General features: G+C 61.8%; 15 protein-coding genes and 4 pseudogenes. 7 read left to right on the top strand and 12 right to left on the bottom strand.

Features of this window, described 5'->3' with window-relative positions; all coding sequences use genetic code 11:
- Window positions 1-90 precede the first annotated feature (90 nt).
- The 5 genes and pseudogenes from EOD29_RS29405 to EOD29_RS29390 all read right to left on the bottom strand — a co-directional run.
- Window positions 91-3,555 carry a Ulp1 family isopeptidase gene (locus tag EOD29_RS29405; protein WP_063169234.1) on the bottom strand — a complete coding sequence of 1,155 codons (3,465 nt, stop codon included), beginning with the start codon at window positions 3,553-3,555 and terminating at the stop codon, window positions 91-93.
- Between the two features lie 833 nt (window positions 3,556-4,388).
- On the bottom strand, window positions 4,389-6,695 hold the full coding sequence (locus tag EOD29_RS29400; RefSeq protein ID WP_063169235.1) for a S9 family peptidase: 2,307 nt from the start codon (window positions 6,693-6,695) through the stop codon (window positions 4,389-4,391).
- 667 nt (window positions 6,696-7,362) lie between these two features.
- Window positions 7,363-7,594 (bottom strand): annotated as a pseudogene (locus EOD29_RS37450) (IS5/IS1182 family transposase); the annotation flags it as partial.
- 86 nt (window positions 7,595-7,680) lie between these two features.
- Window positions 7,681-8,725: pseudogene (fni, locus tag EOD29_RS29395) on the bottom strand (type 2 isopentenyl-diphosphate Delta-isomerase).
- Between the two features lie 88 nt (window positions 8,726-8,813).
- Window positions 8,814-9,707 (bottom strand): annotated as a pseudogene (locus EOD29_RS29390) (hypothetical protein); the annotation flags it as partial.
- 902 nt (window positions 9,708-10,609) lie between these two features.
- Here EOD29_RS29390 and EOD29_RS29380 point away from each other — a divergent pair.
- The 4 genes from EOD29_RS29380 to EOD29_RS29365 all read left to right on the top strand — a co-directional run bounded on the left by EOD29_RS29380 (window position 10,610) and on the right by EOD29_RS29365 (window position 13,564).
- Window positions 10,610-10,906, top strand: coding sequence for a DUF2604 domain-containing protein (locus EOD29_RS29380; protein WP_024505654.1), 297 nt, complete (start codon window positions 10,610-10,612; stop codon window positions 10,904-10,906).
- On the top strand, window positions 10,899-11,516 hold the full coding sequence (locus EOD29_RS29375; RefSeq protein WP_024505653.1) for a putative metal-binding protein: 618 nt from the start codon (window positions 10,899-10,901) through the stop codon (window positions 11,514-11,516). The genes EOD29_RS29380 and EOD29_RS29375 overlap by 8 nt, the downstream gene beginning before the upstream one ends.
- A gap of 98 nt (window positions 11,517-11,614) precedes the next feature.
- On the top strand, window positions 11,615-12,001 hold the full coding sequence (locus tag EOD29_RS29370) for a Mov34/MPN/PAD-1 family protein (RefSeq protein ID WP_236383243.1): 387 nt from the start codon (window positions 11,615-11,617) through the stop codon (window positions 11,999-12,001).
- 3 nt (window positions 12,002-12,004) lie between these two features.
- Complete coding sequence (locus EOD29_RS29365) at window positions 12,005-13,564, top strand: E2 ligase fold family C protein (RefSeq protein WP_024505651.1); 1,560 nt, start codon at window positions 12,005-12,007, stop codon at window positions 13,562-13,564.
- Window positions 13,565-13,770: 206 nt separating this feature from the next.
- On the opposite strand, the gene EOD29_RS29360 is transcribed toward EOD29_RS29365, so the two are convergent.
- The 7 genes from EOD29_RS29360 to EOD29_RS29330 all read right to left on the bottom strand — a co-directional run bounded on the left by EOD29_RS29360 (window position 13,771) and on the right by EOD29_RS29330 (window position 21,738).
- Window positions 13,771-16,239 carry a S8 family peptidase gene (locus tag EOD29_RS29360; protein ID WP_063169237.1) on the bottom strand — a complete coding sequence of 823 codons (2,469 nt, stop codon included), beginning with the start codon at window positions 16,237-16,239 and terminating at the stop codon, window positions 13,771-13,773.
- Between the two features lie 17 nt (window positions 16,240-16,256).
- Complete coding sequence (locus EOD29_RS29355) at window positions 16,257-17,243, bottom strand: ATP-binding protein (protein WP_024505649.1); 987 nt, start codon at window positions 17,241-17,243, stop codon at window positions 16,257-16,259.
- Window positions 17,244-17,598: 355 nt separating this feature from the next.
- Window positions 17,599-19,569, bottom strand: a complete 1,971-nt coding sequence (gene rlxS, locus EOD29_RS29350) for a relaxase/mobilization nuclease RlxS (RefSeq protein WP_024505648.1) — start codon at window positions 19,567-19,569, stop codon at window positions 17,599-17,601.
- Window positions 19,570-19,747: 178 nt separating this feature from the next.
- Window positions 19,748-20,431, bottom strand: coding sequence for a lytic transglycosylase domain-containing protein (locus tag EOD29_RS29345; RefSeq protein ID WP_024505647.1), 684 nt, complete (start codon window positions 20,429-20,431; stop codon window positions 19,748-19,750).
- A complete protein-coding gene (locus EOD29_RS29340) occupies window positions 20,419-20,967 on the bottom strand; it encodes a S26 family signal peptidase (RefSeq protein ID WP_024505646.1) in 549 nt (182 codons plus the stop codon). Before EOD29_RS29340 ends, EOD29_RS29345 begins: the two co-directional genes overlap by 13 nt.
- Entirely contained in the window at window positions 20,964-21,233 is a 270-nt protein-coding gene (locus EOD29_RS29335) for a helix-turn-helix domain-containing protein (RefSeq protein ID WP_024505645.1), read from the bottom strand. Before EOD29_RS29335 ends, EOD29_RS29340 begins: the two co-directional genes overlap by 4 nt.
- A gap of 181 nt (window positions 21,234-21,414) precedes the next feature.
- On the bottom strand, window positions 21,415-21,738 hold the full coding sequence (locus tag EOD29_RS29330) for a DUF736 domain-containing protein (RefSeq protein ID WP_024505644.1): 324 nt from the start codon (window positions 21,736-21,738) through the stop codon (window positions 21,415-21,417).
- Between the two features lie 1,010 nt (window positions 21,739-22,748).
- On the opposite strand from EOD29_RS29330, the gene EOD29_RS29325 reads away from it, so the two are divergent.
- The 3 genes and pseudogenes from EOD29_RS29325 to groEL all read left to right on the top strand — a co-directional run.
- Window positions 22,749-23,096: a hypothetical protein gene (locus EOD29_RS29325; RefSeq protein ID WP_063169239.1), complete on the top strand. Its 348-nt coding sequence runs from the start codon at window positions 22,749-22,751 to the stop codon at window positions 23,094-23,096.
- 62 nt (window positions 23,097-23,158) lie between these two features.
- Window positions 23,159-23,452, top strand: a pseudogene (gene groES / locus EOD29_RS29320) (co-chaperone GroES); the annotation flags it as partial.
- A gap of 65 nt (window positions 23,453-23,517) precedes the next feature.
- Window positions 23,518-24,317 (top strand): chaperonin GroEL (gene groEL, locus EOD29_RS29315; protein ID WP_127248675.1); only part of this gene is annotated, 800 nt, incomplete at its 3' end.

Raw genomic sequence — 24,317 nt, 5'->3', positions numbered from 1 at the left:
CCTTCACGCGACACCATCCGCCACTCCATCCTTTCCATTCACCCTGAGGCCCGGCGCCGCCGACAGTTGCGTGACCGCTCCTCCGCAAAGTTATCTTCTGCGTTCAGGGAGCCACGGCGCCTGGGCTGGCTGATGAACACCGTCCGCTCGCGCATGTGGGGTCGAATTGATTTGTGCCCAAGTGGAGGCAGGCTCGTCTTCCAACAGTTGCCGCAGTTCCCCTGGCTCGAACGCCATCATCGGTGGGGAAGCGGGTTCATCCTCCAACAGTTGCCGCAGTTCCCCTGGCTCGAACGCCATCATCGGTGGGGAAGCGGGTTCATCCTCCAACAGCTGCCGCAGTTCCCCTGGCTCGAACGCCATCATTGGTGGGGAGGCAGGCTCGTCCTCCAACAGTTGCCGCAGTTCCCCTGGCTCGAACGCCATCATTGGTGGGGAGGCAGGTTCGTCCTCCAACAGTTGCCGCAGTTCCCCTGGCTCGAACGCCATCATTGGTGGGGAGGCAGGCTCGTCTTCCAACAGTTGCCGCAGTTCCCCTGGCTCGAATGCCATCATCGGTGGGGAGGCGGGTTCATCCTCCAGCAGCTGCCGCGGCTCTTCCTCGTGCGGCAAGCGCCTCCTTAGCCGGTCTTGCAGCGCCTGCCGATCGGCAACGAGGTTGTCGAGGGGCAGCGGCTCGTGGTCTGGCCGCTGCCCTTTCACCAATCGTTCAACCAGCGCCCACGTGCCCTCCAGGACAAATACGCCGCAATCATAATGGTTCGTCTGTCTGGCCATGGGGGCTGGCGCCAAGGTGGCATTCAGCAGTCCTGCGAGCTGTTTTGCAGGCACGTCGTTATATCCCTCTCGCTGGAGGGAGTCGTAGTGATAGGCGAACCGCCTTTCCGGGTCGCGGCGATCAACGAGCAGCAGCGACCAATGGGTGCCGGGGCTAGTAGCCGTGCCATTATTCACTGGCAAGAACAGGAAGTCGGCTGTGGCGTTGTTTTGATTATAGATGGACTGCAATATGCCTCGAGCGTCTTGCGGCGACGTGTGTCGCAGTAGATGGGATACGGAAGGATCCACCAGCCGAGTCCGGGCAGCGAGCGCCGGATTGATCCCCTGCAGTTGCCCCTCCAGCAAATTGTAATCTCTCTGGATATGGGCGTCGCTCAGCCATTCGGCGGCGCCGAGCACCCGCCCCGTTGCAACGTTGGACGGGGCTGTCGGATCGAGCGCCCCGATCTGAGCCCCAGAGGAACTGGTAGTCAGTGTGGTCACATCAACCAGTGGAAGGCCGCGGTAGGTGCCTGGCAGCCTAGCGGTTGCTGGCGAGGCGGGTTGGGGAGCTCTTGCCGGTGCCGCTGGCCCAGCTTCAGCAGCGGCCCCAACGCGCCTGGTGACTGCGTCTGCCGGATGAGCAGAAAGGACAGTTTCGCGCCCGAGCACAATGCGCGGCAGGATATCCCGGAGGTGAGCCAATGCAGAACTGATACTTAGCCTATTACCATAGGAGACAGCCTTGAAGCTCTCAACATCTTTATCCAGCGATTTGTCGTGAATCCGAGCCGCAATCCCAAGCTTGTTATTTTGACGCAGGTACTGACTAAAATGTCTAAGAAAATTTGTATAGCCGCCCACGGTATCTGGATTCCGTCCGGTCGCAGGCGCTGCCAGGTACTCCTTGGTCGAAGCGGCTCTGTAATTTCTAATGAGCTCGGCATCGTCAGGATAGGGGATCACGACAGGGCGAGCCATAATCGGGGCTCCGCCTGTCGACTTCTTGAGGTAACGCAGTGCGCCAGCCACGGTGGAGGAACCACCCGTACTCTCGTACTCCTTGAGATCCTGATCCAGCGACGAATGGTAAAGCCGAGCAGCAAACCCTGGCTTGTTGTTTTGAAGGAGCCACCGACTAAAGCCGAAAAGAGAATTTACATTGTAAGTGACCGTGTTCGCTTTGGCCTTACCCGCGTGGAATGCTGCCCTCAGCCCTTCGATAGCGGTCGCATCGTTGGAATAGACAGGACGCTTGTCGGCACCGTCGGGGACTACAATTGGACGATCCGGCTGCACTGTCGAGGGCATCGACCCACCACCTCCGGGATGCGGTGCTGGGGTGGATTCGTGCTCATCCCTCTGCCTGACGAGCTGCGCCTCACATTCCGGTGTAGCCACCTCATGAGGATCCTGCATCGGTTCGATCCCCTCCATCTCCTGCTGCAACCAAGCCAAAGCTTGGCGAGCGGCCTGCGCGGCTTCATCAACCGCGGAGGATGTCTCCACACCTCTGGCGGACGCCGGCAGAGCCTGCTCCGCCCGCCGTCGAAAGAGCTCTGGCGAGGCGGATTTCTCCGCCCACAATCTGGGCTGCGTAGCGAGTCCCCGTCCAGATTTATGTGGCACCGCCTCGCTTGGCAGCGGGCTGCTCCTGTCCCGTGCAGCTACCAGCTCCTCCGGGGCGCCCTGGTCGCCGTGGCGCCAGTTCAAGTGAGGGACGGCCTCTCCAAAGTCGGGCGCTTGGTGTTGGTGCGCGGTTGGGGCGAGAGACAATGGTAGATCGGTGCCCTCCTTATAACCTACCGGCAGGAGCTCCTCTGGCCAATCGAATCCCTGCTGTGGTGCGGTATGCTGAGCAGCGTCGCCACGGGGACGAGCCTCCATGCTGACCGCGTTTTCCAGATGATTCCCGAGTATAACGCGCGGCGGGTTCTTGCGGAGATAAACCAGCGCAGATTCGATCGGAGCTCCACCATTAGAGGAGGCGGCCTTGTAGCTCTCAACATCTTTATCCAGCGATTTATCGTAAATGCGACCCGCAATTCCGAGCTTGTCATTTTGACGTAGGTAATGACTGAAATGGTTAAGAGCAGTTGCGTAGCCGCTCGCGGATCTGAAATGTCTGGTGAGCGCGGCGTCGTCAGGATGGGGGTTCAGGACAGCGCGACCCACAATCGGGCCGGCTCCGCCCATCGACTTCATCAATTGACGCAGTGCGCCAGCCACGGTGGAGGAACCACCCCTACTCTCGTACTCCTCGAGATCCTGGCTCAGCGACGGATGGTAAAGCCGAGCAGCAAGCCCTGGCTTGTTGTTTTGAAAGAGCCAACGACTAAAGCCGAAAAGAGAATTTGTGCTGCGAGTGACCGTGTCCGGCCTGGCTTTACCCGCAAGGAGTGCTGACTTCAGCCCTTCGATGGCGGTGGCATCGTTGGAATAAACAGGACGCTTGTCGGCACCGTCGGGGACCACAATTGGACGATCCGGCTGCACTGTCGAGGGCATCGACCCGTCGAGATGCGGTGCTGGGGTGTATTCGTGCTCGTCCCCCTGCATCACAAGTTGCGCCTCCCGTTCCGATGTACCCACCTGATCGGTGGGGAGTTGCATCATCACGCGAGCGCCTGAGTTGCCAACCTCACCTGGTTGCCGCTCAGTGACAGCATGCTGCAGATTGCTTTGGATCCTCTGCCTCTTCGTTGGTCTCAACTCACCTTTACCATGCGAGCCATTGACGAGGACCTCCTCGCCTAGCGCACCCATCAACTCGTCCGCCGCCTGCAGTTCGCCCAAGTGCTGCTCAAAACCGGCTTGGCCGGCCTGTCCGCTTGCTCGTGCGGTACGGCGTGCTGCACCTGCAGCCAAGCTGCCACGATGAATGTCTAGTTTGTACGGGTGCACGCTATCCTCACTTCCACAGATCACATGAGCAACCTACTCAGGCAAGCTTTCGAGAGGCTGACGAGGTCCGCCGCCGCGGAAGGCGAAGGCTGGTTTTCTGCTCAGCGGTTGACGGCCTCGCGTGTTGCGGCCGCGCCGGGTATCACGCCAATCAATCTGAATAGTCGATGCGTCAAACGAACCAGGATGGGATTTTCGTAGCGGGGCTGCTCTACTCACTCTTGTCCTGAGGGCAGAATTCAACCATATCGCCGAGCAACTGGATGCCGATTGGATACCCGATCCGGAAAGCTTCAGCTCATATGTGACGCGAGGATGAGAATCGTGGCAGCTCCAGACCGACGGGCTGCCACCCACAGCGGCGATGACCGACGAGGGTCTTCTATTGCCAAGGCAATCGTCCGTTCGGGGACCTATGTGTTCCAATGCTCGTCGAGCGGATCGGTGGGCCGCACCGCCGTAGCGTTACGGCGAGCGGAAGCGGCGTTGGGTGCGGCTTTTCCCCTGAACGCTTCACACCAGGCTGATAGGGGATCTTGCAATCGCACACACGCGGTCTGCAGGCGTGCCTATCAAGCAGTTTGCTCAGACCAACGTCGCGGCGAGCCGATCCTCAATACGCAGCGCAAGTCCTAGACTCCACGATCGTCCTTCGGTGCAGATTTGCTCGCGCCTCGCCCTGATTACAGCTGATAAGGCGAGCTAACAATTGCAAGAGCCACAAGCTATTCCAGCTCGATCGGTTTGGTGTTCCAGTCGGGCGGGGTCTGACCGAGAATGTTGCGAACGAAGAAGTCTAGGAGTTTGCGCTCGGTGTAGGTGCCTAGAGTATGGTGATTGGCACCAGGAACGTAGACCATGTCAAAATCTTTTCCTGCCTTGATGAGTCGATCGGCAAGCTGGAACGAGCAAAACGGATCGACATTATCATCCATTTCGCCGACCGCGATCATCAGCTTGCCCTGCAGCCTGTGAGCATTGTCAACGGCGGAGGATTGCGAATATTCAATGCCGACCGGCCACCCCATCCAAAGTTCGTTCCACCAGGTCTTGTCTATCCTGTTGTCGAAGCAGCCGTTTTTGGCGACGGCGACCTTGTAGAAATCGGGGTGAAAGAGCAGCGCGCTGACTGCACTCTGGCCGCCGGCGGATGCGCCAAAAATGCCGACGTTGGATATGTCGTACCATGGATATTGCGCGGCCGCCGCCTTGTGCCACAGAATGCGATCGGGAAATCCTGCGTCCTTCAGATTCTTCCAAGCAACATCATGGAAGGCGCGGGAGCGGTTGTTGGTGCCCATGCCGTCGATCTGAGCAACGACGAAGCCCAGCTGCGTGAGCGGCTCTGTCCACCGCGAGAAGGATTTTGGGACGAAGGAGCCGTGGGGTCCAGCATAGATATTCTCCACAACCGGGTATTTCTTCGTCGGGTCGAAGTTGGCTGGCAGGTGGAGCACGCCCCAGATGTCAGTTTTGCCGTCGCGCCCCTTGGAATGGAAACTGAGCGGCGGCTGCCAGCCTGCGGCGACGAGCTCAGAAATGTCGGCCGTCTCGATCTGCTGGAGCTTGGCATTGTCGCTGGCGCGGTAGAGTGCCATGCGCGGGGGCAGATCGATGCGTGACCAGAGATCGACATAATAGCGCCTGTCAGGCGAGAACTCGATATGGTGGTTGGCCGGTTCGGGCGTCAGTGCAGTCAGTCCCTTGCCGTCAAAGCCGATGCGGTAAGCATGGACCCAATAGGGGTCCTCCTGCGAGTTCATCCCGCTCGCCTCGAACCAGATCTGACGCTTGACCGGATCGACATGGTTGACCCTCCGGACGACCCACTCACCTCGCGTGATCTGGTTTTCGAGCGCGCCTGTCCGGCCGTTGAAAAGATACAAATGCTCATACCCGTCGCGCTCTGATGCCCAGATGATCTCCTTCCCGTCATCGACATCGTAACGGAAGATTTTTCCGGCATCCTCCTGGCCATGCCCCAGCGGCAAATAATCAACGAATGTCTCGCTGGTCTCATCGATCAGGGAGCGCCCGCGGCCCGAGGCGGCGTCTACCTCGACCAGGCGATAAAGCTGATGCCCGCGCTGGTTATATTCGAAAGTGAAGCCGCGGCTGTCCGCCCACCACCGGAGAGGGGAAAGTTCGAAGACGTTCGAGAAGAGGGCACCGTCAATCACGATCTGGCGCCGGCCGGCAATGTCGAACAGGACTGGCTGGGGCAGCGGAAGGACATCGCCCGGCCTGGGATAGAATTTTGTTGAATATTCCCGCTCCAACTGGTCCGTCGAAGAATTGAGGTAGCGGACCTCTCGCCTATAGCCGGGGCGAACAAGGTAAGCGGCGAGGTGGCGCGAGTCCGGCGACCAGCTCAGCGTCGAAAAGACGTAGCAATTGCCTTCGGCTCCGTCCCGGCTCAGAGGAACATCCTGCAATCCGTCCTCGCTGCGCAGGAAAACGTTGCAGTTCTTGATATAGGCGATCCATTTGCCGTCGGGCGACGCGTTGCTCTTGTCGGGGTTGTTCTCCGCTGGCGGCGTGTAGCGGTGGCTGAGCTCCCTACGGTCCCCTTTCCTTGCATCGAATGTGGTGCTGGTACAGTCATAGCTTGCAAGGTCGCAGCTCCACCGGGTGTCTTCAATCTGGAAGTCGAGCCTGCGACCATCCTCACTCAGTTCGAAACGGTCGAACGGAAGATTGCCGGCTTGATAGCTCTCATGGCTCACCTTGTTTAGCGCTGCCGCCAGACGCGCCTGATCGAAAGCGGGCCGCTTGAAACCCGTGGCAGCATCGACCTGCATGAACTGCTGCTCGCCGTGGCTAGTCCGGCGGTAGACGAAGGCTTCACCCCCGGTCAGCCAGAAAGGCATTTTGGGGACATTGACAGTGAGCCCGCCATATCGATCGTTGATCGTAAGTGCGCGCTTGAAATCGGCCGGCGCTAGCGTCGGGTGTAAACTTTTCGAACCCTTGGCCAGCGTCTGAGTTGCCGATCGCCATGCGGCGCGCGTCAAAGCGCCGATCCTGGACATACCTGTTCACTTCTTTCGGTTTTCGGAATGCTAATTTTGAAGTTGGGTTCTCGTCGCCGGTCTGCAGCAGCGCCGAAGCGTCGCCTTGGAGGAGAGCCAGCACGCGGGTGCAGCCAGGCACGCGCAACAGGGGCGCTCCTTGGACATCCAGGCACTGGTTCGGGTGCCGATTGAAGAGTTGGCGTCCGCCGCCGAAACAACCAGGAAAGAGCGTCCATGCAGCCCTGACGCGACTATTTCCCCGCGAGTATGGCCGCTTGCTTTTCTGCATCATCTGAAAGGTCCTGCTCTAGTCGGGCCGGATGTCACCCCGGCAGAAATCATTGTGCTATTTCGACAATCTCCGAGCGATTGCCGCCGGCCCATGACGAGGTTTACCGATAGGGCGCAATATGCGTGCCAAAGGAAAAGCGGTTTAAATACACGGCAATCCGCCTATGTCGCATCCCCAACATCGTCGCACACCGGACAATGCCGGACGAAATTGTCCCGGGGCGTCAAATTGGTTTGATGGTGACCCAAGGAGTTCTGGCTTTATCTGAGGCGTTCGGCCTTTTTCGAAAGCCGGACTCTTCGCGCGTTTCCGACGGCCCGAAGCGCCTGATCAAAGCTGACGGCATTCCCGGGTCTTGGCCTTGCCACAGCAGCACCTGCTGCATCAATTCCGACGGACGCTGTAGAACACCTGCAACACACGGCCCGCAGCAATTTCTCCGGCGCAACGCTGGGGCGACCGCCTTTGGCACTGCAGGCGTACATGCCGGAAAGGATGCCGTCTAGCCGCACCAGCGCTCCATTGATCATCAGCCGGTGCGGGCACCAGGATGACCGGCTGGAACGAAATCTTCCAACCGCTTCATCGTGAACAGCTGCTCCATGAACACATCGCTCCCGTCAATCGAGCCGTCTCGCCAGGGGGATCAATAGTCTGTCTTTGGCGTAGGTATTTCAGCAGCCTGCTGTTAGCGTGCGGACGACGCCGACATCAACCGGCGGACAAATGCGACGAGGGCAACAAGCGCGCCTGACGCAACGCCGCCAGATCAGCCGAGCCCGTGCAGAAGCAGGCGACGGCCAACTGGCGGATGACGATCTCGAAATGCGCGACAACGGCCCCGGTGGACACTGTCGCCGCGCCCAGCACGCTGGCCGCCTGCCCGGCGATGTCCGCGCCCAGGCGGATGGCCTTGGCCACGTCGACGCCATCGCGGATCCCGCCCGACGCGATCAGCTTCACCGTTGGCAGCGCCCGACGCACCGCCTGCACGCTGGTCAGGGTGGAATCCCCCAATCGGCGAATGACATCGCCACTGCACGGTCGGCGGCATTGCGGGCGCGCTCGCCCTCCACTGCGGCCCAACTGGTGCCGCCGGCGCCGGCGACATCGATTACCGCCACGCCCGCCTCGACGAGCGCACAGGCACCGAGGCGGACAGGCCCGCCCCCACTTCCTTGGCCACCATCGGCACGCCCACGATGCGCGCGGCGCCAGCGATCAGCGCCAGGACGCCGCGCCAGTTCGCGGTCGCCCTCCGGCTGTACCGCTTCCTGCAGCGGATTGAGATGGACGATGAGCCCATCGGCCTCCAGCGCGTCCACCGCGCGACGCGCCAGGTCCAGGCCGTCGGCCTCCCGCAGTTGCGCGGCGCCGATATTGGCCAGCAAGGGAATGTCTGGCGCCAGGCGGCGCAGCGCGCGCGTTAGCCCCTGGGAGTTGCGGGATTGCAGGCTCACACGCTGCGAACCGCACATGGCGATCCCCAAGGCTTGCGCTGCCTCGCTCAAATGCCGGTTGATGGCCTCGGCCCGTGGCATGCCGCCGGCCATAGAGCTGATCAGCAGCGGCGCGCGCATAGCCTTGCCCAGCAGCGAGGCGCGCAGGTCGATCTGCGTCAGGTCCAACTCGGGCAGTGCGCAGTGTTCGAGATGGATGTACTCCCAGCCAGCGGCCACCGTGGCCGGCGCCGTTCGCCGATCCAGCACGATGTCCAGATGTTCGTCCTTCCCCGGCTCAGGGCGGTGTCGCTCATGCTCGCTCCATCCGTAGCAGCGGGCGACGGCGTTGCGTCGGATCGAACCGACGGCAGCGCGCCCAAGCCGCCGCCTCCGGCGCGTCCAGGCCGACGCACGCTGGCCTCCCCCTGCAGCGTCGCTGCGATAGCGGCTGGTCGAAGTCTGGTAGTACTGCGCGCGGATCGCCGCCATCGCCTCGATCAACGGTCCCCACGGCGCGGGAAAGCATTCTTCCGCCATCACCCGGTGCAGCATGCGCGTATGGCCGGCCAACTCGTCGTTGAGGAACTCAACCACAGGCATAGCCGGATAGCGCTGCAGAAGCAGGATCGCCGCGTTATCGCCGGCCGACCTGTCCTTGTCGCGTCCATGCAGATCGTTCTGCAGGCGCCCTATCACTGAGATGAGCCGCAGGACCTGGCGAAACGCTGGACGCGCGCGCAAGGTCGCCATGTCCAGCCCCCACAGCAGCGACAGGCAACAGAACACGGTCCCGTAAGCGATCGAATCGATGCCGTTGTGCAGGTACTCGGCGTAAGACCAGCGTCGCGCCCCTGCCGCCTGCGCGTGTCCGGCGCGCAGCGCCGCGCAGTAGCACCGGGTATAGTCGAGAAGCCGAGCATAGTCGTGACGATCGTAAGCGAGCGCAGCCAGCGAAGCGCGCAGCTGAGCGCAGCCCTCGAATCCGGAGAGCACGCACGGTACGCCGTGCCCCAGCGCCTGCTCCAGGGCGGCGAGCTGCTCCGGCGCGATCAGGCCAACGTCGTTGCAATCGTCTAGCCAGAACAGCAGCGCCAGTTCGCGATAGAACGCCACGATCAGCGTTTCGTCCTGCGGATCGCGGCCGGTGCGGGCGCTGGTGTCGCGCAGGCTCGGGTGAATGCGTTGCAGGATATACTGGCCGCCCCTTACCGCTTCCTCAGCATGCTCATCCGCGAAACCGGTCAGGGCACGCCCCCACTCAAGCACCTGCTGCAGCGCGCGTTCGGTCTGGATCATGGCGCCGCCCCTGCTCCCTCGGCTACGACGCGCCGCCCACAACGAAGCGCCAGCCACAACCCGGCGAGACCGCATCTCCGCGCCATAACGGCGATCGCGAAGTTATCGATCCGATTGCCAGTTGCTGATGCAAGCTCTTGTGAACGGCCGTTAGGACCGGCCCGCAGCCTCGCCGGCAGTATCGAGCAATCCGCTTGCGCCGGCTCGCCATAGCAGGCGAGGACGGCAAGGTCGCCGGCGGCAAACGCACGCGAGCACATTGCAAGCGACATCCGCGAACGCGGCGCCGACTGGTCAGCCTCCGCCTCGGTGCCCGCATATGTCCGCGAGTCGAGCAGCGCCTTCGCCACGAAATGAGCAGAACGCCTTACGAGCATCGACCGCCGGCTGCTGCGCATGCGCGATGATGAGGCATGGTCTCGCAGCGGACCCGTTCCGACAGATGCTGCACCAGGGACGAGGCGACCTTATCCAACAAGGCACCACTTGCGCTGTTTGTGGAGACGAGCGTCGGCTGCATCCATGCGGCTGCTTGAGTGGTGAAGACTCTGAACGACGGTTCCTACGGCGCTGCCGGCGCAATCGGCTGCTTGGGGGACGCGTGACGCAGTCAAAGCTCCCCTTGCCAAGCACGGAGCAGGCGAGTGAGAGAGCAGATGAATAGGCGTGTCGCCAATATTTTTGCATTGCTCTAATCGATTATAGTTGTGAGGAGCAATTTGAGACCATTTACTTGCGGCTCAAGTCACCCATAAAAGAAGGCAAGCACCGATTCGGTAGCTTATCCCCTGTCTTTCGCGTACTCGCGGCCGTGGCGCCGGGTGAACGATTGAAGACCGCCGGTCTCACTCGCAGGTGGGCGCCAGGGCGTGGGGCGGTTGGCAAGCCACAGGAGTAGGACAATGTCGAAGGATTCGGGTAAGGGCGATAATCACGGCGGCGGACCGGGCAAGATCGAGATCACGGTGGTGGTGAACGGCCAGCCCACGCAGGTCGAAGCCAATCCCAACCAGCCGCTTCACGTCATTCGTACCAAAGCCCTTGAGAACACGCAGAATGTCGCCCAACCAGCCGAGAATTGGGAATTCAAGGATGAGGCCGGCAACTTGCTCGATGTCGACAAGAAGCTTGGCGACTTCGGTTTCCCGAATACTGTGACCCTGTTCCTCAGCCTGAAGGCGGGCGTCGCAGGTGCCTAAACACCAAAGTGTGGATCCGGAGGTCTCCCGAGCGAAGTTTGATCGGGAGATCGGCCGGTTCCGGCCATATGCTGATGTCTATCGGGCTCAGGGCTGCTTCTTGATCGAGGCGACCTTTCCGCGCGCTTTCTTCATTTTCGCCAGCCCCAAGTTAAAGCCACGGGTGGTCAGCGCAGCGAGCGAGGTCGACTTCACCGACTACGACTTAAGACCACCGTCCGTGGTCTTCGTCGATCCGTTTACGCGTCATCCGATTGCCCGGAAAGATCTATACCTGAAAATGCTTAGACGTCCGCCGCTGCCCGGAACGCCGCCGGAGATGATAGGAGCTCTCATCCAGCAGAACGCCGTGCCGCTGACGGACTTCATCCAGGCCAACAGTCCCGAGGACGAACCATTCCTGTGCATGGCGGGCGTCCGGGAATACCACGACAATCCAGCCCATTCAGGTGATCCATGGCTGCTTCATCGGGGTTCTGGCGAAGGCTGTTTGGCCTTCATCCTGGACAAGATCATCAAGTACGGAATCGTTCCTATAGAGCAGTTGCAGATTCAACTCCAACCGACAATCGTAGGAATGGTGGTATCCCCTCAGGCGATACAAGAATGACTGGTTTGAGAGATGTAACGATCGTGACTCTCCCGCGCGGCTGCATCTCGACCACGCATGGGCATCTGCGCTCAGTTGGTCGCGAGGGCAATGAGGGGATGGCGCTCTGGGTCGGCGTTCAGCAAGAGCGGCACTTTGCCGTAACAGAGACGGTTATCCCGGCGCAGCGTCACATTCGGACAAACGATGGCGTTTGCGTGATCGTTGCGGCCGAAGAACTGCACCGGCTCAATGTCTGGCTCTACAAAAGCGGCCTGAAACTCTTGGCCCAGATTCACAGCCATCCGGGCCGCGCCTACCATTCGACGACGGACGACGCTTATGCGGTTGCTACCACGGTTGGGTGTCTGTCGCTGGTAGTGCCGAATTTCGCCCGCGAGCCTTTCGATTTTGCTCGGGTCGCCGCCTATCGGCTTGACGAAAAGGCCAAATGGAATGCGCTCCCTCCCGCGGCACTGTCGCGAATGATCATGATATCGAGTTGAACAATGGCATTCGCTAACTTCATCGATCGCGCCGCCACGGCGGCATCTCAGGTCCTGGCCGATTTTCATCTGGGAGACTTCAAAGCAGCTCTTGAAAAGCAGGTCGTGGCAGTCGCCTTCGACCATCAGGCCGCTTCCTGCGCCGAAGGCCAGGCGACACTAGATCTTGCGGTGAGATTGCTCGCTAGGCTCTACCCGGTTCTGGCGATACTCCCGCTGGACAGCGCGGCGAGCTCTCAAGCCCAAGCGCTGGAGCGCTTGGCAAAGTCGATCAATCCAAAAGTCGGCATCCGGCGTTCCGGCAAGTCTGCCACCGTCTGCGTCGTTGCAGGGGTAACGCGCCCATCACTCCGGTGCCCGATCTTTTTCGTGGGATCGGACGGTTGGGCGGCAAAGCTGTCGCGTACGGACCCGGTGGGCTCTGGCCCAAGTCTGCTGCCTTATGGAGCTGGCGCCGCCAGTTGCTTCGGCGCCGCCAACGTCTTTCGAACTATCTTCGCTGCCCAGTTGACCGGCGCCGAGTTGGACGAAACCATCGACCTCTCGCTATGCAGCTACGACAAGACCAAAGCCGGAGAGCCTGGCCCGATCGACTTCCCAGTCGACCTTGGCGAAACCCACCTCGTTGGGCTCGGTGCGATAGGCCATGGCTCGCTTTGGGCGCTAGCGAGACAACCCGATCTCAAAGGTCGTCTGCATGTAATCGATCACGAAGCGATCGAACTCTCAAACCTGCAGCGCTACGCATTGGCTGGCCAGGCGGAGATTGGTATGTCCAAAGCGGTTCTTGCAGCCACCGCCCTTAGATCGACTGCCCTTGAGGTCGAGGCGCACCCTCTGACGTGGGCAGAATATGTTGCGCGCCGGGGCAATTGGGTCTTCGACCAAGTGGGTGTGGCGCTTGACACCGCCGCCGACCGTCTGGCTGTCCAAGGTGCACTGCCGCGATGGATCGCAAACGCTTGGACGCAGGAGCACGATCTCGGTATCTCCCGGCATGGTTTCGATGACGGCCAGGCTTGCCTTTGTTGCATGTACCTGCCATCCGGAAAATCCAAGGACGAGCACCAGCTGATTGCCGAGGAACTCGGAATACCGGAAGCACACGAGCAGGTGAAAACGCTCCTGCAGACCAATGCCGGAGTTCCCAACGACTTTGTAGTTCGCGTGGCTACAGCGATGGCTGTGCCGTTTGAACCGCTAGCCCCGTTTGTCGGCCAGCCCCTGCGCTCCTTTTATCAGCAGGCTATCTGCGGCGGTCTGGTGTTCCAGCTTAGCGAAGGAAGTCGCCGCGTTCGAACTGTGGTTCCGATGGCCTTTCAGTCGGTGCTTGCCGGGATTATGCTTGCCGCGGATTTGGTCAAACATAGTGCGGGGTTTCCCATGAGCCCGACGACGAGCACTCGGGTGAATCTTCTGCGCCCCCTTGGCTCTCACTTGCACGATCCGAAGGCCAAGGACTCCAGCGGCCGCTGCATCTGTAGCGACGACGATTTCATTGCCGCTTACAGGCGCAAATACGGCGAGCGCGTTGATCAGGTAAGCGATGTCTCGGCCGCCTAAACAGACGCGCACCTCTCCGTAGACGCAGGGGGCGCGGCTTGTGGGCGTGACCATGGGCGCCATTATCACACGCTTGGCCCGCTCCTTTGCCGGCCTATCGTCCTCCGCGCATGATCCCTGTTGCCGACGTGATGATCCAGCACCAGCCGCCATGGCACCAGAGGCTGGTCAAACCTCCGTTGTTGGCCGATTTGGACAGTGCTGCATCAGGTCTCGACCGACGTCTCGACAGTCAGGGCTGCTTCGACGGGTGTGAAGATGTCAACATCGACCCCAGGCGCCCGCATCGTCACAATCAGGGCGTACCGAGCCAGAGCGTCGACGCGTTCCAGGTAAGGCTTCTCCTTCCACCAGCCCCCGACCGGGAACACGCCGATCGCATCACGCTCGGCGAGATCGGCGGCGCTGCCCGACCAGAAATCGGCGTGCAACGAGCCGCGATCGCGGAAGGTGCCGAGCAGCCACTCTTCTCCGCCTCCAGCAGGCGCCCCTTCCTCCTCGTCCCGAGCGGCCTGATTGATGCGGGCTCGGAATTCGTCGACTGTCTCGGTCGCTGACTTTACTCTGAACCGAAGACCATGGGACGCGTAACGATGCCGGCGGGTCCATCCGCGTTCACCGGGGTTGGGTTCGATGAAATAGGACAGCGTGACGCGGAGCTCGACCTGGGCAGCGCCGAGCGCCGCGAGCTGCTCCTTCGGCCAAGGCAGGCGATGCAGCTTCATGTCACGCGTTTTGGCAGCCGCGCCGCCCTCGCGCTGGAAAGGCTGAAGCTCATCTTCAACGATAAGCGTGAGGTCGTTCACCGTTGACAGAAGCGCGCGCCCAAGATCTGGCACGCCGTAACCATAGCGCCGCACGAGCGCCTGGATCTCGCCCTTCGCTCCGTTGCACGCATCGATGCGTGCGCGCATCGCCGGAGTCCATTCGGCCGAGTGGACGATCAGGGCGCGAACCGTTTCAGGCCACAGCTCGGGGCGCGCTGATAGAATTAGTCCCGCCATCCGTGCGGCATGGGCCGTTGCCGCGCTCGTATCTCCGAGGGTGGTGAAGTGGCGCAGTTCGGGTCGATAGAAAGTGGTCAATATCTGCAGATCGTCGATCGGCTCGCCAGGCAACACACCGTCATGGGCGAGATTGCCGCCTTCGAAGACGACCTCGGGCTTCACCGGCCACTGCCTGTCCCAAACGACCGAAGTGCGACTGCGCGGCGAGAGCTCGCCGACCGGCGCGATCGGAGCGTAGCCCGCAAAGTCGGTGTCAATGATATCGACCTTTTCTGTGAAAGCGCCGACCGTCAGCGCATTCCAGGCCTGAGAAGGATCATCGACTGCTTCCAGATCGTTGCGCGTCAAATGCTCGGCCGGCATGAGGTCATCGCCGATGTTGCCGGCAGAGAGAACGATCAAGCGTCGCTGCTCCTCTTCGAAACAGAGTTGGTCGATAGCGGCAGACCACGATGTGGGCCTTCCACGCGCCGGACTGGCGCTTGTCACAGCCATTGCGATCGCGCGGCGGCGCTCCGGCGCCTGCACCTCGGCGCGGGCGATCGCTTCCGCGGTGATCGAGCCATAGAGTTCTGGATCGTTTGCCTCGTCTTCTGGCGGAAGGATACGGACACTCTCCAGCCGAAAGGGCAATGGAACTGGATCGCCTCCGACCAGGAGCGGGACCAGATCACCGTACAGGCCGACACCTGCCATTCGCGTCCCGTGGCCGCTCCACGCAGGTGTGTCGTCGCTGCCCCATGCCGGTTTGACGGTGTGCCAGTCTTCAACGGCAAGTGCGGGTTCGATCAACGGGTGGGTGCGACGTACGCCGCTGTCGAGAATGCAGACCGCAATATCGGATTGAGGCGGTCTGACGCGCCCGAGAAGCTCGTCGCTCCAGTCCCTTTGCTCCGCGCCGCCAAGGCCCATGAAGAAGGACGGCGTATCCTTCGCGCGCCGCAGCTCGGCGACGACATCGCTGTGCGCAATCATGCGGTCGAGCATTGCCGTGCTGGCGAGTGCCAGCATGACCACCCGCTCCGGAAACCTGACCGCATGCGTGCGCAAAGTGATGTTCAGGGCTTCGGCAATGTGCTCGAAGTTCTCGCGGCGACCGTCGCGCAGCCAGACTTCCCACCACACCTGCTCGTCAGCGGCCTGGGGGAAGAGGTCGTCGTGGTCGGTAAACAACGATCGTGCAGTCGCCAGCCTGACTGTCTCCATGCGGGAGACGAGCGGCTCGTTGCGCGGTCTGCCGCGGTCAGTGTCAACGTCTCGATACGCCTCGACTTTCCGCAAATAATAGGCTTGCGCGCTTTGCGGCAGGAACACCGACGCTGTGATGGGAGCACCGGGTTGAGTTGGCTCATGGACGGCGACCAGCTCCATGTGCTGGCGACGATCGGCCAACTGGTCGAGGGCCGCCCGTCCGGACATGGGCAGATCGATCTCGAGGTAAAAGCCAGGCGTGCCGACCGACAGCTGGGGGTCACGCGCCGCAATCTGCTGGCGTGCACTTTCGACCGCTTGTTCGATGGATTGCGTCAAGGCCGCAGCATGCGACGCCCGATCACGCGCCGGCAGCGGCGGTGCATGTATAAGTTGGTTGGGCCGCCGATAGGCTTCCCGAATGCCGTTGTTGCGAAGGTGGATATGGGCGCGGTCGCGCGGAAAATCGTCTGCCATTATGATCTGTGCTGTCGCTACTCAGACAGCGAAGCCTGCCGGCGTTCCTTCAGAGCGTCGATGAGCGCTTCCGAGGTGATCCGCTTCCCCCCCCGCAATATGATGGTTTTTGCAGCGTCGTCGGCCGCGCGGGTGATCTCGGCCTGCGACAGTCTCTCTGCCTGAGAGATCGCCTCGTTCCAGGCAAGCCCTCTGGTGTCGAAGCGGTCGAGTCGAGCCCGAAGCAGCGCCTCGATAATCGGCCGATCGGGCACGGCGTATTCGATGACATCGTCGAAACGGCGGAACAAAGCTCTGTCGAGCAGCTCGGGATGATTTGTTGCCGCAATAATCAGGCTGTGGCTGTCGTCTTGCTCGAGAAACTGCAGAAACGAATTCAGCACGCGCCGAATCTCGCCAACATCCTGGCGTTCGCCTCGACGCGCGCCGATGGCATCGAATTCGTCAAAGAAGTAGACGCCCCGCGTCGCCTGCATTGCATCAAAAACAAGCCGCAGCTTTCCGGCAGTCTCTCCCATGAACTTGGTGATCAAACCATCGAGGACGATCATGAAAAGGGGCAGATGAAGCTCCCCGGCCAATGCCGATGCGGTCATCGTCTTGCCTGATCCTGGCGGGCCGACCAGAAGCAGTTTGCGACGGGGAACAAGCCCGTGCTCGCGCAAGCTTGCTTGTTGGCGCTGCTCTCCCAGCACGCGGTGCAGGCGCGAGCGCAGACTGTCCGGCAAAATCATGTCCGTCAGTCGCAGGTCCGGATAGCGCACATGCAGGAGGCCTGCGAGTTCGCCCTTTGGCTGAAAAAGGGGAACCGGCCGACTGCTCTTGGCAATCCGGGCGTCCCTGCTCTTGGCTGCGTCGACCAGATCCTTGAGCTCCTGAGCAAGCTTGCCATGGCCTTGACGTGCCTCATGCGCAGCAAGCTGCATCGCGATAGAGAGGAAACGATCCTCGTCGCCGGCAATGTGGCTTTTAAGCAGCGTCACGATATGGCGGGCCGTGGTCATGGCTCTCTTCTGGGGTATCCGTTTACTTGGCGAAGCGCATGCAACCTAAACGCTTTCAACGGCGATTTGTAACGCGCAATGGTGTTTTTTCTCTTGTCGATGTTCGCCCGTGGCAACTTCAGCGGTGAACTGTTGCGCCGCGGTCATAGGCCAGCCGGAATAACGCCGGCCAGCAGACAACAGTCCGCATCTTCGAGCGCTCGAAGTCTGGCCACTCACGCAGCGTGTCGGGTCCGAACGCTCCAAAGCCGCCCCGCCTGGCAGGTCCATGCGACCGATTGCGGGCGTGCGGCCATAAGGTCTACGCGGGCTCGCATGGCTGCCCGCGCCGCTGGCTAAAAAGCTGTACACCATCTCACGAAACACCAGGTCCGCTCCTTTGCCGGCCGACGGTCCATGAAATCCCCTCCCCACTCACGACACCGGAGACCTCCTTGCCCACATGGCGCTCAAGCACCGGCCGCCATGGCACCAGCGTGAACTCGCGCGACTTTTCAACGACGGCATATTTTCCGCTGGCAAGCTCGACGGAGCGGCGGAGCGTACCCTCTACTCGTCCTCCGGATCGCGCTTCGGCATAGGGCAGGCCAAGTTCCTCCGACAGTTGGCCAGCAACACGGTTCAGTTCTCGCTGGCGCAGGATCGAAAGCATGTTGGCTCGATAGACGATCCCATCCTGTTCTTTATGCGCGAGGCCTTGCGCGATCAGCCACTGCCGCCGGCGAGCTTGCGCCTCTCTCACGTCGCGGCCGAAGCCGGATCCGTGCAAAGGCTCGGGTCTATCGGCAACCAGCTCCCGGTCGAGCCAGGTGGCGCCGTTGAAGCTGACCTGTCGCTCCAGCGCCATTGAGGAGAGCTTGTCGGCAACGACAGGCTCGGCCCTGGCCCGCTGGCCCTCATAATTCGCGACGCGATCGAGATGGTCCGGCGCGATGAGCCAGGTGCCGTTCGGCTCTCGCTCAACGCCGCCGGTCGCGCGGCGGATCGCCTCCAGCCGCCGCACATGCGTTCGCGCAAAGCTCTCGGTGGCGGATGGGTCATGCTTCAGGTGCATATCGACGTCGTAACGGCCGCCATGCGCGGCGGCGATTTCGGCGATGGTACGATCGACCTGCCTCGGCTCGGTGTTCCTTGGCGCGACACGCACGATGCAGCCATTAGGCATCGTTTCCATCGCCTCGCCTCTACCGATGTTGATCCAATGGCTCTTACCGTCGACGGCGTCGACGATCATGTAATGGCGGTCATTGATCTCGTCGGCCAGTCCACGCGCGACAACGCGACCGACGAGAGACTGGACGGGCTCGCCGGATCGATCGTGGATCACCCAGTCGGCGGCCCTGCGGGCAAGCCCCTTGCCGGTCAGTTCGCGGTGCATGGTCTTGATGATGTCGCCGCGTTCGCCGGTGCGGCGCAGCGTGGCTTCGAGCTCATCGTCGAGGCGCCAGGAGCCAGCGCCGACCTCCGCGGCCAGACCCATCCGCTCGAGCTTGCGCAGCCGTCCCTGGTGCAGCGTCTGGCGAATGGCGTCGGGACCGCCCGGCGAGACCAGGCCGTCATCATCACGCATGCTGAGCAGCCGACGGTCGATGCTGGTGAAGCGTTCCTGCTCCATTTCCCGGCGCAGGCGAAGCTCAATCTCGCGGTCGGTTCGCGGACCGAGATCGAGGCTGACCAGCTCGGCCGCCCGCTCGCGGATGCCAGATGAGATATATTCGCGCGCGATGACCAGGTTCTCGCCACGGTCGTCCCTGCCACGGACGATGATGTGGCTGTGCGGGTGGCCGGTGTTGAAATGATCGACCGCGACCCAGTCGAGCTTCGTGCCGAGGTCTTCCTGCATCTGCGCCATGAGCCGCCGCGTCAGCGCCTTGAGGTCGTCGTACTCGATGCCGTCTTCGGCAGCGACGATGAAGCGGAACTGATGGCGGTCGCCGTCCGCGCGATCGATGAACGCCTTGCCGTCGACGCGGCCGCTGTCGGCGCCGTAGAGCTCGCCAGGTTCACCTTCGCGGGTGACCCCGTCGCGCTGAAGATAGCGTAGATGGGCACGCGCCCCGTCCGCGCCCTTGCCGGCGAGCTTGACGACCCGCGCCTTGACGATCACCCGGCGCTGGCGGAAGGCGGCATACCGGTCGCGCGATTTCAGCAGTGCGGCGGCCGCCCCGCCGCGCCCTGTCCGGCTTCCTGTGAAGCGACCACCGCGTTGCGGCCGGCCGCCAGCCCGGTTGATCGCCGCACGAACCTGGCCGGCATAGCGTTTGCCGGCCTTCGAGCCGCGCGACCCGATTTTGCCGAGCTTCGGCCTGAACTCGTCATCCTTAATGCGAGCCTCCCAGACATATCAAGCAAAATCAGACACTTACACGTCAAACCCTCTTGGCACCGGCGGCAGCCTCCCGGAAAAACGATGTGCAGACAAAGATTTAACCGCCTCCTGGAGGCGGTACCTTTATCTTGCCTTCCGCGCCCAGCCCCGCCAGACGCGCCCCCGTCCGCCATGGCTAACGCACCGGCTCCTTCGGCTGCGCGCCGTCCTTGCCGAGCGGCACGAAGAGATCGCCGTTTCGCACGCCTGAGTGAACACCGTCATGAATGAAGAACAGCGACCGTCCGAGAGGAGCGATTTGCGCCTTTGGAGCGACAGATTGGCTTTCGAACGCCTCGATGTCGGCCGCCGAAACTCCGGCCGCCTTGAGTTGGTCGAGGTACTCGACGGTCTCTTCTGGCAGCGGTTTGCCACGCTTCAAATGCTCGTCGTAGCGCTCGGGACCGGCATTGTAGGCGCCAAACAGGCCAGGAAATCCGAAGCGGTCATACATGGCACTGAGATAGGCCGTGCCGGCCAGGATATTGTCGCGCGGATCGTGGGGGTTAGGCCCAAGGCCGTGTTCGACCCGCATCTCTTCATAGGTGCCGGGCATCACCTGCATGAGGCCCATGGCGCCAGCGGGGGAGGTGATGGGGCGGCCGCCGCGCATTGTCTTGCCGCCGCTTTCGGCAGCCATGACGGCATAGATCCAGGCTTGGGGAATATGGAAGCGCCGGCTTGCTTCCGATACCAACGTCTGCCACTTTCGCAGCTGCGGACTTTGGGAGATGGCGACCGGCTCAGCGCCGGTCGAGGCGGAACAGGCGCATGGCGCAATGGCGATCATGCCCAACAAGAGGAGGGTCACTCGGTCCATAGTGGTACGAGCCTCCCGATGACATTTTGAGTGGGAACAGGCCCGAAATAGCGGCTGTCGAAGGAGCGGTTTTTGTCGCTGCCGAGCAGGAAAACCTCGTTATCCCCGAGCGCTCGGCAGCCGTTCCACCATGGCAAAGGTCGGCCTTCGGCGTCGATTTTGAGCCGGCGCGCGACGATGTCGCCGCCGATGATGATGGCGTCATTGAAGGCGCAGACATTATCGTCCGGCAGCGCTGCAAGACGTTTTGCCAGCGGCACATTGCGAGGCAGATAGCTGCGCTCGGCGGCGAGATACGCCGCGTATTCAGGCGGGCGCACGAGCACGAGATCGCCACGCGCCAGCGCTCCCGCAGCGATGCGGTAAAGGCCGATCGGCGCGCTGGCCGAGGCGTTCCAGACCAGCCAAGGGGCGGGCTTTCCCAGCGCCGTGAAGCCCAAAAGACCGAGACCGGCCGCGGCCAAGGCGACCGTCTTACGGGCTCGAACACGCCTCAGGCGGCTGCCGATCAGATGGATGGAAGGGCGCCGCCTCATGAACGGCCTCCCGTGCCGCCCTGGCCGGAACCGGCCTTGCCATCGCCGGCGATGGAGTGCTGCGGGTGTCCTTTCGACCAATGGTCGAGTTCGTCGATGTGATAGCGGACATAGCGGCCGTGCTTGCGGAATTTCGGGCCGCCGCCCTTGAGCCGCATCTTTTCGAGCGTGCGCTGGGAGAGCCCGATATAGAAGGCGGCTTGGGCTGTGCTGAGAAACGGGCTGCCCTTTTTCGCGCGGGCCGCGCGTTCGTTTTCGTCGTCCATGATGATCCTCGTTTCGCTTCGGACAAGCGAGGGCGAGGATGGGCGAGGGAGATCGTCTCGGGGACGGGCGAAGAGTCGGGGGAGAGTTTTCGCCGCCCTTTAGGGCGGACGGGGTTTGGGTGGAACTCCTGGGAATGAGCCCCGCGCCGGGGCTGCGGCGCGAGGCTCTTATCTCGGCCGGTCAGTCGGCCGGGTTCCAGATGATGGCGTAGGTGTCGTGATCGTCCTGGCCGGCGGCTCGGCCGAGATTGGCGTAGAGCTTGCGCGGTCCGAACTCCGGCGCTGCAATCGACAGGCTCACATAATCCTTGCCGGAAGTCTCGCCGGTGCGGATCCAGCCAGCGCCGACTTCGACCCCTTGCGTAAGCACCCGGAAGTCGGGATGGTTATCGGCGCTCTTGGCCTGGTTGGGGACGATATCGATGTCGGCGCGGACGCTGAGCGTCTTGAACTGGCCCTTGTAGGCGCCGTTTTCCTGCTTGTTGACGTAACCGATCGCGGTCATTTCGAAGTCTCCTTTTGTGGTTTCGCCGGGGACCATCCCCTGCGATGGCGCACCGTAATGGGCGCGTCAGGACCGCCTGAATCCGACAGGGCCGCAGCGACAGTGAAGGACCCGAGCGGGCAGCTTTTTTGTGAGCGAAGCGGCGCGAGGAAGCCGCCGCAGGCGGCGGGGAAAAAAGCTGATGGCGCGAGGGTTTCGGGCGGCCGGACCCGCCCATAGGTCGACAAGCCAGCCGCAGGGATGGTCCTTGGAGAGAGCATGGAGACCGCTCGCCAAGTGCGGTCTGTCAGCCAAGCAGGACGCCGGGATGAAACGGCCTGCAAAGATGCTGCGCCCTTATGCCGGATCGAGATCGTGCCAGCGGGTCGGGCGCCAGAGCAGACATCCGGCATGGTGCGATCTATGAAAGCAGGGCTCGCCAGCGGGAATTTGATACGCGAGGGGGCCAAAGTAAGGCTGGATGAGAAGCCGGTGCTACCTGCAGGTCCAGTGTCATGTGGCGGCGCTCGGGAAACCGCTACGCAATGTAACGCGCTCTTATGAGGCGAACAGACCGGCCCCAAAACCGATCGACCGGTGGTCGGCGCGAAACGCGTCATGCCTGTCCGAAAGCTGACAGTGGCAGAAGACGCATGTCGGGTTCCGCACAATTGACCATGCTGGATTTGTGAGGTTTTCAGGGAGAGCCATGCGTTCACTTCCCAGTGAGCTTTGGCACGGCATTTGCTCTTGATGTGGCAACACGGATCGAAGGTTGACTGCATGCACAAGCGCGAGATGAGCAATGCTCTCCTTTCCTGGAGGCTTGGCAGCAGATTCGATTTGACGTTGCGAGGAGCTTCAGCCGCTCGCGGCGGAAGTGATCTCAAATCTGAAGGCACCGTTGGGGCCGCAGCCATCAAACACATCTTTCTCTTTTTCGCAGCTCGTCTTCAACGCGATGCGGACTTCTTCGCGTCGACGGCGGCCGAAGGTGGAGAAGGGGCTCGACTTGCAAAAAGGAGTTGTCAATGACGTCTTACGTTCGCACCAACAGCCCGGCGCAGGTGCGCTCACTGTCCACCTTTGGCAAGCATCTGCAAAGGAGCGTGCTGACGGCGACGCTGCTTGCCGCGGCTTCGACGGGAAGTGAAGCGCAGCCCTATGTTCGTGCTGACGGCAGCACGACTGACGACTTGGAAGCGGCGCGAGCAAGTTGGCGTCATGACGCCGAATTCAATGGAAATGTGGGGCTCGCAGCCATCAACGCGGATGCCGCGTATGCGTTGGGTTCCACCGGGGAGGGGGCCAGAGCTCCTCGCCTGCCCTCGTCCGTCTTGACGAGTGCCCGCTTACAGCCTACCTCACTATCGCGTTAGCACTCGTCCATCGCGAGTGCTAACAAAAACCCCTCAACAGCGCACCAGGGAAAAATCCGAAAATGGCAAAGTCGAAGTTCCGCCCGCTGCATGACCGCGTGGTCGTTCGCCGGGTCGAATCCGAATCCAAGACCGCTGGCGGGATCATCATCCCCGACACGGCAAAGGAAAAGCCGCAGGAAGGCGAGATCATCGCTGTCGGCTTCGGCGCTCGTGACGAAGCTGGCAAGCTGGTCCCGCTGGACGTCAAGGCCGGCGACCGCATCCTGTTCAGCAAGTGGTCGGGCACGGAAGTCAAGCTCAATGGCGAAGACCTTCTGATCATGAAGGAATCCGACATCATGGGCATCATCGGCTCATATCAGGCCCTTTCGTCAACTGAATTCCCGGGCTCGATTGAAGCCCCTGCCAGGAGCTAAAAATGGCTGCCAAAGACGTAAAATTCTCCCGCGATGCCCGCGAGCGCATGCTGCGCGGTGTCAACATCCTCGCTGACGCGGTGAAGGTCACGCTCGGCCCCAAGGGCCGCAACGTGGTCATCGACAAGTCGTTCGGCGCCCCGCGCATCACCAAGGACGGCGTCACCGTCGCCAAGGAAATCGAGCTTGAGGACAAGTTCGAAAACATGGGCGCGCAGATGGTCCGCGAAGTTGCTTCGAAGACCAACGACATCGCTGGCGACGGCACCACGACCGCGACCGTTCTGGCGCAGTCGATCGTCCAGGAAGGCCACAAGGCCGTTGCCGCCGGCATGAACCCGATGGACCTGAAGCGCGGCATCGACCTCGCGGTAACCGACGTCGTTGCGACCCTGATCAAGAACGCCAAGAAGATCAAGACCTCCGAAGAGGTTGCCCAGGTCGGCACCATCGCCGGCAACGGCGATGCTTCGGTCGGCAAGATGATCGCCGAAGCGATGCAGAAGGTCGGCAACGAAGGCGTCATCACGGTTGAGGAAGCCAAGACCGCCGAGACCGAACTCGAAGTCGTCGAAGGCATGCAGTTCGACCGCGGCTACCTCTCGCCCTACTTCGTCACCAACGCCGACAAGATGGTTGCCGAACTCGAGGACGTCTACATCCTCCTGCACGAGAAGAAGCTGTCCAACCTCCAGGCCATGCTGCCGGTTCTCGAAGCCGTCGTGCAGACCTCGAAGCCGCTGCTCATCATCTCGGAAGACGTCGAAGGCGAGGCTCTGGCCACGCTGGTCGTCAACAAGCT

The sequence above is a fragment of the Mesorhizobium sp. M1A.T.Ca.IN.004.03.1.1 genome (genome assembly GCF_003997555.1).
Classification (GTDB): domain Bacteria; phylum Pseudomonadota; class Alphaproteobacteria; order Rhizobiales; family Rhizobiaceae; genus Mesorhizobium.
This window is presented reverse-complemented; position numbering and strand designations above follow the sequence as displayed.

What these genes read in the sequence shown, in the direction of transcription:
- EOD29_RS29330 (WP_024505644.1), bottom strand. Translation starts at nt 21,738, where the DNA reads ATGACCGCGATCGGTTACGTCAACAAGCAGGAAAACGGCGCCTACAAG.
- EOD29_RS29355 (WP_024505649.1), bottom strand. Translation starts at nt 17,243, where the DNA reads ATGACCACGGCCCGCCATATCGTGACGCTGCTTAAAAGCCACATTGCC.
- EOD29_RS29335 (WP_024505645.1), bottom strand. Translation starts at nt 21,233, where the DNA reads ATGGACGACGAAAACGAACGCGCGGCCCGCGCGAAAAAGGGCAGCCCG.
- EOD29_RS29370 (WP_236383243.1), top strand. Translation starts at nt 11,615, where the DNA reads ATGGCGCTCTGGGTCGGCGTTCAGCAAGAGCGGCACTTTGCCGTAACA.
- EOD29_RS29365 (WP_024505651.1), top strand. Translation starts at nt 12,005, where the DNA reads ATGGCATTCGCTAACTTCATCGATCGCGCCGCCACGGCGGCATCTCAG.
- EOD29_RS29325 (WP_063169239.1), top strand. Translation starts at nt 22,749, where the DNA reads ATGACGTCTTACGTTCGCACCAACAGCCCGGCGCAGGTGCGCTCACTG.
- EOD29_RS29345 (WP_024505647.1), bottom strand. Translation starts at nt 20,431, where the DNA reads ATGGACCGAGTGACCCTCCTCTTGTTGGGCATGATCGCCATTGCGCCA.
- EOD29_RS29400 (WP_063169235.1), bottom strand. Translation starts at nt 6,695, where the DNA reads ATGTCCAGGATCGGCGCTTTGACGCGCGCCGCATGGCGATCGGCAACT.
- EOD29_RS29360 (WP_063169237.1), bottom strand. Translation starts at nt 16,239, where the DNA reads ATGGCAGACGATTTTCCGCGCGACCGCGCCCATATCCACCTTCGCAAC.
- EOD29_RS29340 (WP_024505646.1), bottom strand. Translation starts at nt 20,967, where the DNA reads ATGAGGCGGCGCCCTTCCATCCATCTGATCGGCAGCCGCCTGAGGCGT.
- EOD29_RS29380 (WP_024505654.1), top strand. Translation starts at nt 10,610, where the DNA reads ATGTCGAAGGATTCGGGTAAGGGCGATAATCACGGCGGCGGACCGGGC.